Annotated in this window: 15 protein-coding genes; 7 read left to right on the top strand and 8 right to left on the bottom strand. The window is 38.7% G+C overall.

The features are described from left to right. Positions 1 to 73 precede the first annotated feature (73 nt). The 5 genes from JFV29_RS22400 to kynU all read right to left on the bottom strand — a co-directional run bounded on the left by JFV29_RS22400 (position 74) and on the right by kynU (position 5,565). Positions 74 to 706, bottom strand: a complete 633-nt coding sequence (locus tag JFV29_RS22400; protein ID WP_201186453.1) for a LysE family translocator — start codon at positions 704 to 706, stop codon at positions 74 to 76. Between the two features lie 376 nt (positions 707 to 1,082). Next, entirely contained in the window at positions 1,083 to 1,709 is a 627-nt protein-coding gene (gene kynB / locus JFV29_RS22395) for an arylformamidase (RefSeq protein WP_201186452.1), read from the bottom strand. A 76-nt stretch (positions 1,710 to 1,785) separates the two neighbouring features. Then, positions 1,786 to 2,631, bottom strand: a complete 846-nt coding sequence (kynA, locus tag JFV29_RS22390) for a tryptophan 2,3-dioxygenase (RefSeq protein ID WP_201188021.1) — start codon at positions 2,629 to 2,631, stop codon at positions 1,786 to 1,788. 75 nt (positions 2,632 to 2,706) lie between these two features. After that, positions 2,707 to 4,128, bottom strand: a complete 1,422-nt coding sequence (locus JFV29_RS22385) for an amino acid permease (protein ID WP_201186451.1) — start codon at positions 4,126 to 4,128, stop codon at positions 2,707 to 2,709. A 150-nt stretch (positions 4,129 to 4,278) separates the two neighbouring features. Next, on the bottom strand, positions 4,279 to 5,565 hold the full coding sequence (gene kynU / locus JFV29_RS22380; RefSeq protein ID WP_201186450.1) for a kynureninase: 1,287 nt from the start codon (positions 5,563 to 5,565) through the stop codon (positions 4,279 to 4,281). A gap of 167 nt (positions 5,566 to 5,732) precedes the next feature. Between kynU and JFV29_RS22375 the strand changes: the two genes are divergently transcribed. Next, the gene (locus JFV29_RS22375) at positions 5,733 to 6,347 is read left to right on the top strand and encodes a TetR/AcrR family transcriptional regulator (protein ID WP_098175631.1); all 615 of its coding nucleotides are present in this window, start codon (positions 5,733 to 5,735) and stop codon (positions 6,345 to 6,347) included. A 114-nt stretch (positions 6,348 to 6,461) separates the two neighbouring features. On the opposite strand, the gene JFV29_RS22370 is transcribed toward JFV29_RS22375, so the two are convergent. Further along, a complete protein-coding gene (locus tag JFV29_RS22370) occupies positions 6,462 to 6,650 on the bottom strand; it encodes a hypothetical protein (protein WP_201186449.1) in 189 nt (62 codons plus the stop codon). A 298-nt stretch (positions 6,651 to 6,948) separates the two neighbouring features. Between JFV29_RS22370 and JFV29_RS22365 the strand changes: the two genes are divergently transcribed. From JFV29_RS22365 to JFV29_RS22345, 5 genes are all read left to right on the top strand, one after another. Next, positions 6,949 to 7,293: a lmo0954 family membrane protein gene (locus tag JFV29_RS22365; RefSeq protein ID WP_053347522.1), complete on the top strand. Its 345-nt coding sequence runs from the start codon at positions 6,949 to 6,951 to the stop codon at positions 7,291 to 7,293. Positions 7,294 to 7,312: 19 nt separating this feature from the next. Beyond that, positions 7,313 to 7,948, top strand: a complete 636-nt coding sequence (locus JFV29_RS22360; protein ID WP_201186448.1) for a PspA/IM30 family protein — start codon at positions 7,313 to 7,315, stop codon at positions 7,946 to 7,948. Between the two features lie 161 nt (positions 7,949 to 8,109). Next, positions 8,110 to 8,856, top strand: coding sequence for a cell wall-active antibiotics response protein LiaF (liaF, locus tag JFV29_RS22355; RefSeq protein ID WP_201186447.1), 747 nt, complete (start codon positions 8,110 to 8,112; stop codon positions 8,854 to 8,856). Further along, positions 8,853 to 9,899 carry a sensor histidine kinase gene (locus JFV29_RS22350; protein ID WP_201186445.1) on the top strand — a complete coding sequence of 349 codons (1,047 nt, stop codon included), beginning with the start codon at positions 8,853 to 8,855 and terminating at the stop codon, positions 9,897 to 9,899. Before liaF ends, JFV29_RS22350 begins: the two co-directional genes overlap by 4 nt. Next, positions 9,892 to 10,533 (top strand): response regulator transcription factor, encoded by a 642-nt coding sequence (locus JFV29_RS22345; RefSeq protein ID WP_201186443.1) that lies wholly within the window; start codon positions 9,892 to 9,894, stop codon positions 10,531 to 10,533. The genes JFV29_RS22350 and JFV29_RS22345 overlap by 8 nt, the downstream gene beginning before the upstream one ends. A gap of 194 nt (positions 10,534 to 10,727) precedes the next feature. On the opposite strand, the gene JFV29_RS22340 is transcribed toward JFV29_RS22345, so the two are convergent. Together JFV29_RS22340 and JFV29_RS22335 are read right to left on the bottom strand one after the other, a co-directional pair. Further along, positions 10,728 to 11,891 carry an MFS transporter gene (locus JFV29_RS22340; RefSeq protein ID WP_201186441.1) on the bottom strand — a complete coding sequence of 388 codons (1,164 nt, stop codon included), beginning with the start codon at positions 11,889 to 11,891 and terminating at the stop codon, positions 10,728 to 10,730. A 595-nt stretch (positions 11,892 to 12,486) separates the two neighbouring features. After that, positions 12,487 to 13,392, bottom strand: coding sequence for a helix-turn-helix domain-containing protein (locus JFV29_RS22335; RefSeq protein ID WP_201186439.1), 906 nt, complete (start codon positions 13,390 to 13,392; stop codon positions 12,487 to 12,489). Positions 13,393 to 13,560: 168 nt separating this feature from the next. Between JFV29_RS22335 and JFV29_RS22330 the strand changes: the two genes are divergently transcribed. After that, complete coding sequence (locus JFV29_RS22330) at positions 13,561 to 13,698, top strand: hypothetical protein (RefSeq protein ID WP_201186437.1); 138 nt, start codon at positions 13,561 to 13,563, stop codon at positions 13,696 to 13,698. Positions 13,699 to 13,714 lie beyond the last annotated feature (16 nt).

Raw genomic sequence — 13,714 nt, 5'->3', positions numbered from 1 at the left:
TATCTCTAAGTCATCTAATTATCCTTCAATAAAAGCCCCTTCGTTTTATCAACGAAGGGGCTTAAACATCCATCTAATTATGAGCTTTTTCTAGAGCTAGTTTTATCCCAAAACCTATCAGTATCGCACCCGTTATTCCTTCAAAAATCGCTTGTGTTCTAGGCTTTTTCATAAAAGCACTAATCTGATTCAATAAATAGATATAAAATACAAACCACACTAAGGTTAATACGGTATACGTTAAACCCATTATAAGAAACGGTAAAAATGTATTGGTTCCATGGTCAACAAACTGTGGCAAGAAAGTTAAGAAGAAAACTGCCACTTTAGGATTCAGCAGGTTGGTAAGGAACCCTTGCTTAAAGTAAGACTGGTTTTCATACTTATTTTTGACAGCCGTTTCAGTGGTTGCTGCCACTTCCTTGTTTTTTAATCCCCATAACGTCTTGATGCCTAGATATACCAAGTAAACGGCACCGACGTATTTGAAAATAGAAAATAATAAAGCGGATTTTACAATGATTGCTGAAAGGCCAAACACTGCAGCTGATGTATGAATAAGAAGTGCGCAACACGTACCAAACATCGTCTTGAAACCTCCCGTTGTCCCAACGGTAACGGTATTCCTTGTTGTTATTGCTGTATCTGGACCAGGTAGAATAATGAGAAGAATACACGTAATCACAAACAAATAAAAGTTTTCCATTTATGGACCTCCATTCAAAGATGAAAATTCTAAAAATTGTTACATTTAATTTAACATAAATGAACGTAGTTTGGGGAGGTAAATAAGTAAGCCGAATTCCTGTAAGTAGTAGTTGTGATCATGTGAAAAAACTATGAAACACAGCATTAATAACCTCTTAAATAAAGAATGGACTGAAATCTATCTATGATTTTGATTTTTTTTTATCGAACTAAGGGAGGAGATAAAAATGTTATGGGAAATTTTCTATACGTAGGGGATGAATAGCAATTCTCCATGGGCAGCTTAATTAAAAAAGATAAAAAACAAGCCGAATCATTTTTGTGACTCGGCTTGTTTTTTTATTTAAACCTAGTGAAAATCTATCTATTTCTTTTTAGGGTAATTTTTTCAACACCGCACGTACCGGACTTCCATCTGCTTCAACTAATGGAAGTGGGAGGGCTGCCAATTCATAATCCCCCGGTAACACATCATCTAATACAAGCCCCTCCAAAATGTGAATTCCATGCTCAGCAAGTTCATGATGGGCAGACAGTTCTTTACTATCTAATGGATCTACTGATGGTAAATCAAGACCAATAAGACGAACACCGAGTTCTGAAAGATAAGCCGCTAATTCTGGTTGGATATGAGGAATAGTTTGTGGAAACACACGACGATCCTTCCAGGCATCTGTGCGAATTAACAGACGGGTCACTCCTTCTAAATCTATACTGGATAATTCATGGACTCCTATGCTTGTCTTGTTTGGTAAATGGATGACTCGGGCACTTCCAATATATAAATCGAGATCCAGTTCAATCACTCTTTTTCCATCATTATCAAAATGAAAAGGTGCATCAATATGAGTACCAGTGTGTATACTCATATTGATTTGACCTACGTTGACAGATCCACTCTCTTCTTTACTCCAATTGACCTTGTATGAGAAAGGTGTATCTCCAGGCCAGACTGCGACATTTTCATCCAGACGTTGTGAAATATCAATCCATGTACCCATGTATCTTACCTCCATCTCTTCTGGCTATTGCTTTCTTTGCCACTTTTTCAAAAAGAATAACGTACTTAATTTCTTCTTAAAGCTTCGTTCTTAGACTCCATAGTTCTGGGAAAAAGTGTTGGTCTAGAGCTCTTTTTAAATACGTAACACCTGATGATCCACCAGTTCCTTGTTTATGACCAATAATTCTTTCCACAGTACTCATATGATTAAAACGCCATAATTGCTGTTGATTGCCAATGTCCACTAACTTCTCGGCCAACTCATATAAGTCCCAATATTGCTCGACATCGCGGTAAACTGTCAGCCACGCTTCTTCTACACTGGTATTTGGTTCATATCTTTGTGACCAATCCCTATTAATAGCTTCTTGATCAACAGGTAGTCCACGGGCCACAAGAGCATTAATCGCCGCGTCATAAATACTTGGCTTATGAAGAGCCTGCTGCATTTGCTCGTATAGATCTGTCTGATGTTGATAGACTGATAGCGTATGAACATTTTTGTTACCTAGTGCAAATTCAATCAAACGATTCTGATAAGATTGGAATCCAGAAGATTGTCCTAGTTTATCCCTAAACTCCATGTATTCAGCCGGTGTCAAAGTTGAAAGGACACTCCATGACTGAATCAATTGCTGCTGAATTCTCGAAACGCGTGACAACATTTTAAACGAGGGTTCCAAATTGTTTTGGCGTATACACTGAGTAGCAGCTGTCAACTCATGTAAAATGAGCTTCATCCATAATTCACTCGCTTGATGGATAACGATAAATAGCATTTCATCATGATGATCGGAACATCTATGTTGACTAGTTAAAATCTTATCAAGGTGGAGATAATCTCCGTAAGACATCGATTTTTGAAAATCGGTTTGAATTTCTTTCTCTAGACCAGTTATTGTTTGTTCATTGGTATCCATATTCTTCATTCCGCAATCCCCTCACTTTTCATATTCAAAAAACTGTGATTTCTCCATACTAGTTATTCCGTCATTCTATTCTATCTTCTCTTCCAGAGATTCCTCCACTACATTATGATTACTATTTCTTCTTTTCGAAACAAAATAAGCGACAGATAAAAATAGTAACCAAGGAATCCCGAATTGAAGCATAATTTTGAAATCTGTAAACCATGTCGTAATCATTAAGCTAAATAGAAGAACGGCTCCTAGTATCGTTAAATAGGGAAAACCGATCATCCTTACCGGTAATTTGCGTCCGCCTGTTTTCTCCCATTTCACCCTGAAAAACAAATGAGAAATGAAGATGATAAGCCATGTGAACATAGCACCGAACATGGAAATTCCCATCATGAATGCATAGGAGGAACCAGGAAGTAACGCATGAACGCCTGCAGCAATAAGAATCCCGGTTGTAGAGACAGCAAGTGCTTTTGCCGGAACACCCCTTTTGTTTAGGTTTCCTAAAAAGCTGGGTGCATGTTTTCCACGCGCCAATGAAAACATCATACGAGTTGAAGCATAGAGCTGAGCATTCATGGCAGATAAAGCAGCCGTTAAAATAATAAAGTTCATGATCCCGGATGCACCTGGAATGTTCAAGATTTCCATCACTTTTACGAATGGACTCTCCTCGATCCCAGCCGTTTTCCACGGAACGATCATCAACATGATTCCAATTGTCAACACATAGAAGGTGGATAAACGGAAGACAGTCGCTTTCAATGCTTTTGGAACAGCTGCATCTGGATCTTTTGCTTCTCCTGATGTAACCGCTATCATTTCAGTTCCAAGAAAGCTGAATAAAGAAATAAATACGGCTATCCACATTCCCTTTAAACCAAATGGGAAAAAACCTCCTTCATTCACAAAGTTTTCCGGCCCTATATGTGGCTGTTCGGATGAACCGAATAGTACATAGGCTCCAAGGAGAATAAAACCAACAATGGCACTTATTTTAATAAAGGAGAACCAATACTCAAAAGTAGCGAATGTATTCACGCTGGTAGCATTTACATAAATCAGGACACCTGCAAACAACAAAATCCATACGATTCCCGGCACGGTCGGAAACCAATAATTCATATACACGCTGACTGCACTTACTTCAACCCCAACTGCCAGAACATTGCCAATCCAATAGGAATAGCGGACAAGATAGCCTGCCATAGGAGTCATGTACTTTTCAGCAATAGCTCCAAAAGAACCGGAAGTAGGATGGGCAACCGTCATTTCGGCTAAACAGCCCATCAACAGCAAAACAATGAACGCCCCGAGTGCATAGCTGAGCAATACACTTGGCCCTGCCGCTTGAATTGCAAGCCCGCTGCCAAGGAATAGCCCTGTCCCGATGGCACAGCCCATCGCGATCATGGAAAGCTGATTTGTTTCTAAATCACGTTTTAACCCTTTCTCTGGCCCATCTTTAAAGTTCAATTGAGTATTTTTGTTCTCCATAGTTCATCCCCTTTTTATCCAAAAAGATTTTATCCTACCCTAATAGGCAGTGAGTTTCCACCTCTTTAAGCGTAGGCTAACCGAATATAATAACCGACTGATTCGACACTAACCATTAGAGGGATGAGCCTCATCTGGTGGAATTCCATGTTATGCGACCACTTCACGCTCATTCTTGAATTTTTCATATTGTTTTTCTGTCATGATTTTTTTGAGAATTTGTACAACTTCCCAAACTTCTGCATAGGAAGTATAGAGTGCAACTGGAGCAAGACGAATGATGTTTGGTGCTCGGAAATCCGGAATCACACCGTTTTCTTTCAATGCCTTACAAATGCGTGCAGCTTCTTTATGCTCGAGGCTCACATGACCTCCGCGACGTACGTCTTCTCTAGGAGTTCCAATGAAAAACCCCATGTCTTTCAACTCGAGTTCAATTAAGTCTATTAAATATTGATTAATTTTAAGAGATTTTCCCCTAATATTCTCTATACCAGCTTCTATAAACATTTCTAATGACCCAATCAAAGGTGCACAACTTAATACATGTGGCGTTCCAATTTGATAAGCGCCTGCTGATTCAGCTGGTGTTAATGTATGTTCCATATCGAATTGTTTATCTTTTCTAGACCCGAACCATCCAGCCAATCCAGGCATCGTTCCAAAATGTTTTCGATTTACATATAAGCCGCCAACACCGCCAGGACCGCCATTTAAATGCTTATAATTGCACCAATATGCAAAGTCAACATCCCATTCACTGAATGAATGCGGGACCGCTCCAATAGAATGACATCCGTCAAATCCAATTAATATTCCTCTTTTATGAGCTTCATCAGTTAATCGTTTCATATCCAATATTTGACCGCTGCGGTACAGTACTGTTGGCAAGATGATTAAAGCAATATCATCGGTCATTGCTTCGATAATATCATCCTCTTCTAAAAATCGGCCATCCCGACTTTTCACGCGGATGAGATCGGTTTCCGGATCGTATCCATGTGTACGAAGCTGACTTTGAAGAGCATAAATATCAGTCGGAAAGGTTAATTCATCTGCTAAAATTTTTGTACGCATTCCTTCAGGCTTATAAAAAGTAGCTACAAGTTGATGCAGATTTACAGTTGTCGAGCCTGTTACAATAACTTCCTCAGGAGAAGCTCCCACTAATTGGGCAATCTTCGCGCCCAATTTCTCTGCCATGAAAAACCATGGGTGATTCCCTTGTGTCCATCCATCAATCCCATGTTCTTTCCAATCTTCTAAGGATTCCAAAAGAGTACGTTCAGCTCTTTTCGAAAGAAGCCCCAATGAGTTTCCATCCATATAGATCGAATTTGGCTTTAAATAAAACTCTTCACGATAACAACGAAGGGTATCTTCTTTATCCATTTGTTTTGCGTAATCTAATGTGTGTTGAAAGCCGTTTGAAAGCATAATTATCCTCCCTTATTCTATTTTTCTTATAATTCTAGGAGAATCGTACCAAAGAATATGACACGATGTCAATAAGTTAATTCAGAAAATTATAAACATTAAATTATTCAAATGTTTTTTATTTTTATTGAAATCCTTTATGCTAGAAGATAAGGGGAGGAATAGGAATGGATAATGGTAAAGTAGGGGATAAACGACATTTGCGCTCAATTATGACACGTCAAAAGTTATTAGAAGCTGCAAAGGAAATATTTCTTGAAGAAGGTTTTCAAGCTGCGGTTATTTCCCAAATGATCAAAAAGGCAAACATCGGGTATGGAACGGCCTATGTTCATTTTAAAGGAAAAGAGGATCTTTTAATTGTATTAATGGAGAATGTTATGGAGCAATTTTATGAAATTGCCGAGACCTCTTTCTTTCCAAAATCGAAGGACGAAGCAGAACGTATTATAAATAAACAAGCTAATGCTTTTTTAAAAATGGCAGAGGCTGAACGCAATATGATGCAAGTTTTCGAGCAGGCTATTGGGATTTCAACTGTTATCTCAGATAAATGGAAGGCAATCCGTGTAAAGTTTATACAGCGAATTTCAAAGGACGTTGCCTATGCACAGCAAAATGGGCTAGCTAGAGCTGAATTAAACCATGAGCTTGTTGCAAGGGGGTGGTTTTTCGCAAATGAAATGTATCTTTGGGAAATTGTCCGAAACGAACATCAGAGTTCTGTCGAAGAAATTGCTAAAACCATCACGTCTGTTTACGTCGAAGGTCTTTATCTATAACTTTATTTTTAGACAATAAGCAATGAATATATATTTTACTAAAAGCATGCATGTCAAGTAATCTTCCGGTTTTACAGTCGGAAGATTTTATTTTATTTATTCAAGGTTTTACAGCTACTTTAAAGGCTTTCCCACTACACACCTCTTATCGGAAAACTTCTTATACAAGCACTTATAACCAAAACCAGCTGAATTCACGAGTAAAGCAGCCAAACTCACGAGTAAAGCGTCCAAATTCGCGAGTAAAGCAGCCAAACTCACGAGTAAAACAACCAAACTCACGAGTAAACCTCCCAAACTCACGAGTAAACCTCCCAAATTCACGAGTAAAACGCCCAACTCACGAGTAAAACTCTCAACTCATGAGTAAAACTCCAAACTCACGAGTAAACCTCTCAAATTCACGAGTAAAGCAGCCAAACTCACGAGTAAAACAACCCAACTCACGAGTAAACCTCTCAAATTCAGGAACAAAACGCCCTCATTAGTGTGAGGCTTAGTACCACTACGCCTTAAGTCTTACTTAAAAATATAGCTAAGGCTCATTATACGAACTTGCAAAACTAGATAAGATAGAAACAAGGAAAGGAGGACGAAAACAATGAAGAAATTTGGTTTATTTATTGTAGGGCTGATCGCATTATTTATCTTGCTAGCGAATGTGGGTCCATTAATCAGCTTGGCGATTTGCTTGGCTATTCTATATTTTGGATTCAAACAGTTCATGAAGTCCGAATCGACAGGAGCCAAAATTGCCTGGGGATCAATCTCCCTTATCGTGCTAATAGTTGCTGTTTCTCATATCCCAGCGATATTAGGACTAGTAGCAGCTTACGTTCTTTACCTCGTCTATAAAAAATGGAATGAAAATGATGAAATTGTATCGAAAGAAACAGACCCATTCTCGAATTTTGAAAGAGAGTGGAAAGAGTTAAATAAAAACTAGGAGAAGGGATGGAATTGGAATGAGTAATCTATTTTCAAGAATGAAACAAACGATTTCAGCGGATTTTCACGACTTGTTGGATAAAAAGGAGCAAAAAAATCCAATTGGAATGTTAAATCAATATCTGCGTCAATGTGAGCAGGAGGCAGAGAAGGTAGGAAAGCTGGTTGAACGTCAATATCTACTGAAAGAAGAGTTTACTCGTGAATATAGTCAAGCGCAAAATCTAGCCGAAAAGCGTAAACATCAGGCTGAAATTGCTAAGCAGGCTGGAGAAATTGATTTAATGGAATTCGCCTTAAAGGAAAACCTGCACTATGAAGATCGGGTGCTAAGTTTGAAGGAAGCGCAAAAAAGTGCAGAAGTTCAGTTAGATGAACTGGAGCGGAAATATGAAGAAATGAAGCATAAGCTCAAGGATATGCATCTTAAGAGAATGGAACTGATGGGCAGGGAGAATATTGCCCGGGCAAACCATCGGATCAATCGGGTTTTGAATGCTGGTAGCTCCGATGCCAAACCGATAGCGAAGTTTGATGAAATGGAGCAATATATCGATCGTATTGAGAATCAAGTCCATTCAGATTATAATCGACATACTATCGATGCCAGGATTGCCCAGCTTGAAAAGGAAATGGAACAGAAAGAAGCTTAGTCGATTTTTTATTAAAGCTTTGCTGTTATCCCCCAACTGCTTGGAATCGAAGGTGGGGGAAAACAGTCTGTTAGAACGTGATATATTCATGGTATTCTTAAAAGGCACGGGTTCCTGTGCCTTTTAAGAATATCATGACAATTTACAGAGGAGGCGAACCGATGTTGAACAAAATGAAAACGGATTATATGGGCTGGATCTTTCTCATCGGAATCGTCCTGCTTATTTTAGAGATTTCATTTAAGGGTGGAGGTCTCCTTTTTTCCCTAGCATTTTCAATTGGACTTATCTATTTAGGAAGGAAATTTTCAAAACGGACAATCGGGAAAATCCTTTTTTTTATAGGGATAATATCTCTTATTATTACTGTCCTGAATATGTTCGTCTTTAGATTTTTCCTAATAGCAATTCTTATTTATCTATTACTTCTTTATTATCAATCGAAAAAAAATCCTGATTGGATCAATCCCGTTTTAACCAATGAGGGGTTTGACGAAGAACAGATCAATAAAGAACGATTATTGAAAACCAATTATCTGTTTCAAAATAGGTTGTTCGGTCATCAACAAACGACCGAACATGTATATGAATGGAATTCCGTAAATGTTCAGGGTGGGGTCGGTGATACAGTTATTGATTTAAGCCGGACGATTTTACCGAAAGACGACGCTGTCATTTCCATCAGAAATATAGTTGGTAATATCACAATCCTAGTACCGTATGGTATTGAAATCAGAGTCCATCATTCGGTCATTGCAGGTAGAGCACGGATTTTTGAAAATAAGCCTGAATCCAGGGTATTTAATCAAATCTATTCCTATCAAACGGAAGGGTTCAATGAAACGGATCAAAAGGTTCATATCATCACTTCTATCTTAGTTGGGGATTTAGAGGTGAAGCGGGTATGAGTATACTGACACGTCAGATATTGAGTGCCCTTTGTGTTTCTTTCGTCCTTTCCCTTGCCTTGCCGGCAGCGGTTTTCTTTGTTTTTCCTTTATCTAACTGGAGATTATTGTGGGATAAAGTGGTCATGGGGTTACCCTTCGTCATATTCCTGCCAAGTCTGGTCATTACGGTAGGGCTGATCTATGGAGTCGTTTCAGGGATGTTTTGGAAGAGGCAGCTGCAAAGGATGGATGAAGGGCTTTATTTACTTGAACAAGGCCGCTTACCTTCGCAACAGGAAATGTATCCAGTCCAAGAGATGGCTAAAATGGTTGAACGGATGAATCAGATCCAAAAGCATATCAATGAGCAGACAAAATTATCTCAAAAAATGGCGAATGAAAAGGCCATTGATCAGGAAAAACAGATCCAGGAAATTGTTTCACAGGAACGAAACCGTTTGGCGCGGGAACTGCATGATTCAGTGAGCCAGCAATTGTTTGCCGCTTCGATGTTCATGTCGGCCATTACAGAGTCACAATCTAATATGGAAAAAACGGAAATGAAACAATTCAAGGTAGTGGAAGAGATGATCCATCAATCTCAGCTCGAGATGAGGGCTTTATTGCTGCACCTGAGACCCGTTGCGTTAAAGGGAAAATCATTGCAGGAAGGAATGAAGGAGCTCCTCGAGGAATTGGCCCAAAAAGTGACGATGGATATAAATTGGAAGATGGAGCCCGTTACTCTGGATAAGGGGATTGAGGACCATCTGTTTCGGATTTTACAAGAATCGATTTCCAATACACTAAGACATGCAAAAGCGAGCTCGCTTGAAGTGCTATTGATCGTTCGTGATGAGTTGATCATTTTACGGATTACGGATGATGGCATCGGCTTTAACGTCGAGGAGTCGAAAACCGGATCATATGGTCTGCAAAACATGCATGAACGGGCTGTTGAATTAGGCGGAACGATGAAACTGGTAAGTGTTCCGAATAAAGGAACACAACTTGAAGTGAAAATCCCATTATTAAATACAGGAGGTGATCATGATGATTAAAGTATTATTTGTCGATGATCATGAAATGGTAAGAATAGGGGTATCTGCCTATTTATCCGCACAGGCAGATATCGAAGTGATTGGTGAAGCGGACAATGGTATGAAAGCTGTTGAACTAGCGATGGAGTTGCGTCCAGATATCATTTTGATGGATTTGGTTATGCCAGAAATGGACGGCATAGAAGCGACTAAGCGAATTATTGAAAAATGGCCTGAAGCAAAAATCATCATTGTGACAAGCTTCCTGGATGACGAAAAAGTGTATCCGGCATTGGAAGCCGGGGCGACAAGCTATATGTTGAAAACATCAAAGGCGAGCGAGATTGCGAGAGCCGTCCGTTCCACATTTCAAGGGCAAAGTGTACTTGAACCTGAAGTGACCGGGAAAATGATGGAAAAGTTACGTCGTCCTCAGAAAACCCAGCTTCATGAACAATTGACAAACCGTGAAATGGAAATTTTGCTGTTGATGACACAAGGGAAAACGAATCAGGAAATTGCGGATGACCTATTCATTGCGCTGAAAACAGCCAAAGTACATGTCAGTAATATATTAAGTAAGCTTGCGGTGCAGGACCGCACCCAAGCAGTGATTTACGCATTTAAACATTCGCTCGTTCAAGAAGAAGAGTGATATTGAAAAACCGGCTTCAATTTTCAGGGATTTATAAAAATGACAGACAAGACGAACAAAACAAGTACTCCCTAATTTGTTTCTCCATGCTAATGTTAACGGCTGCCCCTTATTTCGCTAACGGAATGCAAAAAGAGCATGTTTTGATTAAGTTTAATCAAAACATGCTCTTTTTTATACATTATGTTTTCAGATTATATAGCTTCCTCTGCAGTATCGAGCCTCTTGCCATATATCCGATAAAGAACCAAGGCAAATACCATTCCTATAAAGGAGATGGAGGAGATGAACAGGTAAAGAGTCTTGCCTCCGAAAGCCCCATATATTGCTCCGCCTATATAAGAAGCCATGATTCCCGAAACTCCAAAGAACAATAGCGCCAGTACGGTCTGGCCTGTGGCACGCCACTCCACCGGAACAATCCGATACAGGTACTGAATGGCAGCAGAGTAGAAGATCGGGAAAGTCAATAGCTGCATGACTTGCAAATAAGCTAATAGATGTGGATCGGTAATCCAGGCAGAGACGAAGTAACGAATAAAGAAAAACGCAGCTGCGAACGAAATAATAATGATTTCCTTACCTTTACGCAGCCACCAGAAGCTTAAGGCGAAAACAACAATTTCACTTCCTGCTGCTAAGAACCAGGTCAAGCCTACAAGCTTGGCACTTCCTCCAAGTTCACGGATATATACTCCGAGGAAAGTATCATTCATCCTTGCTGGAACAGCACAGATAAAGACCAATAACAAGAAAAGAAGAGTCTCTTTATTACTGAAAAAATGCTTAAGGCTCTTTAAGGTGACAGGTTTCCCTGAAACGGGTGCATCAGGCATCATCCAGCTGACAATGAAACTGATCAAACCTATGACGGCAAAAAGGAAGGCCAGGCTGTTTGCTCCGAAAGATGACATAACATAGCCAGTGATCAGCGAGATGACCGCATAACCCAATGCACCATATGTCCGGATGGAACCATAACTGATCCCAGATTTTTCCGCAATCGTAAAGTTGAGGCTTTCCGTCAGGGGATCAATCGGCATCAGAAAGAAATATAGCAGCATGGCAAACAGGATGAGTTGAAGATAACTGCTTGAGTCATATAGAAAATATCCGATTACGCTCGAGAAAAAGATAAGTAACAACAGGACTTTACGTATAGTCCTCGTTTTGTCGCTGATCATTCCCCATAAAGGCTGGGTAATGAGGGTGACAAAACCTCCTGTACCAATGATGAATCCGATTTGGGCTGGACGCAAACCTTGATCAGCCAGATAGACTGGGAGAAACGGAATGAAAATGGCAAGCAGTCCAAAATATAAAAAGTTAAAACTTTTTAATAATCGTAGTGCTTTCATAAAAAGTATGATACCTCACGTGTTCTATAGATTGGTTTAATTTCAACTTTGTTATTGTAACATTGATGACAGTTTTTGAAAAAATAGATTTTATTTTTATGGATGGAAATAGACAGATAGAGTTGGTTTCGAGAGGTTCTGGACCCATGAGGGTAAGATGCCTTTCAAAATGACATCGAGGAATTCCCCTATGCTATCCTTTGCTTTCCAGCTTGAATGAGCTAGGTTTCTTTTGTTAGTCCTGTTCATGACGTCTAGTTGAATGGTTTGAAAAAGGTGGTTTCTTGGGATTTTTTTAGTACGGGTTATTGATTTTTGTGTACCTCGATAAATCTTGGCTATTTTTGATTGAAAATATAAAAGTCTTTTTTTAGATGGAAATTTCCAGTTTGAATTGAATGCTTTCCTTTTGATATGCCATAACCGTTTTCCCTTAACTCTCGTGCTTGATTATCGGTAATAATGATATGCAGTCTTTTTACGTTCCAAGACGGACACATTCTCTAAAAAAATTATTGTAAAGGACTTAACTAGAATATATCAGTGACATTATACTAACCAAAAAAGTACAGCATTGTGTTGCTATGTGAATTCTTCAATCTTTATACACTTTAAGAGATTTCTTTATCTCATAGAGTCTTTCCTGAACGACTTTCTCAAATTCGTAATTCTGCTGCAATAAGAATATATTCCTTGCCTCTTCATACCCTTTTGTGGCACTTTCCATGTTGTTCATTGACTGCAAGGATTGGGCACGTTGATATAAAACTTCTCCCAATAGGTACATAGATTCTTCCCGGGTTAAAATTTGAATAGCGTCAGAGCAAATTTTTATAGATTCATAATATTGTGCGTCCTTATGTAAGGATTTTGTCAATCCGTAATGAATCCGGACTTTAATTCTATAATTCATTGAAGTTTTTGGAAGTTGTTGAAATTGCTTAAGGGCATCTTCGTAAGTGGCAATTGACTTTTTATATTCAGTAATTTCGTTATAAATAATGGCTTTGCTATTCAAAATTTCTATTTTTTGAGCAGAAAAAATATGAAAATGAGTAGATAAGTCTAAGGCTCGATCTAAAAAATCTAGGGATTTCAATATATCACTATCACAATAATATGCTACGATCCCCAAATGCCAGAGGATGAATTGTTTATTGATAGATGACTGGAAATCTGCATGGTATTGTTCTGCTTCGAGAATCCGTTTTACCTGCCGATACTCTCTATTTCTAATTGAAACCCTTACTTGAGATTTCACTTCCTCACTATATTCCATTCGGTCTGAATAAGTTTCTAAAAGTATATCTTCAATGCTGATACCTAAACGTAATGAGAGCTCATATAAAGTAGTCGCTAATGGAATGACTTTCCCCTTCTCTATGTTGCTTAGTTGTGCTTGAGTAATGATTCCCTCTGCCATAACTTTTTGTGTTATACCTGACCTTTTTCTTAAAGTGTAGAGAACATTTCCAAGCTTAAAAGGAATACTTGCATCCATTTTATCAACTCCTAAAAATATAAATACTTTTATATTTTTTTATGTATTTCATTGGAAACACCAAAAATATATCGAAAAAAATACCCTGTAGCAGTCACGCAAGAAAAATGTACCATATTTGGATGGTTTATACTAGTTGTATCAATCAATATCGGGAGGTTAAGGTATATGAAAAAAATATTAGTATCTGGGTTCTCCATTCTATTAATGCTAGCAATGGTTTTACAATTCGATTCAAGCGTCAAATTGGCTGTAGATGATCGGCCTACAATAAATGATCTGCCGAATCAGCATGAAAAGATTTAAATACCAATATGAACCT

It is taken from the genome of Peribacillus sp. TH16 (assembly GCF_016651095.1).
Lineage (GTDB): Bacteria > Bacillota > Bacilli > Bacillales > DSM-1321 > Peribacillus > Peribacillus butanolivorans.
The sequence above is the reverse complement of the archived record's forward strand: the minus strand, read 5'-3'. Positions and strand labels throughout refer to the sequence as shown.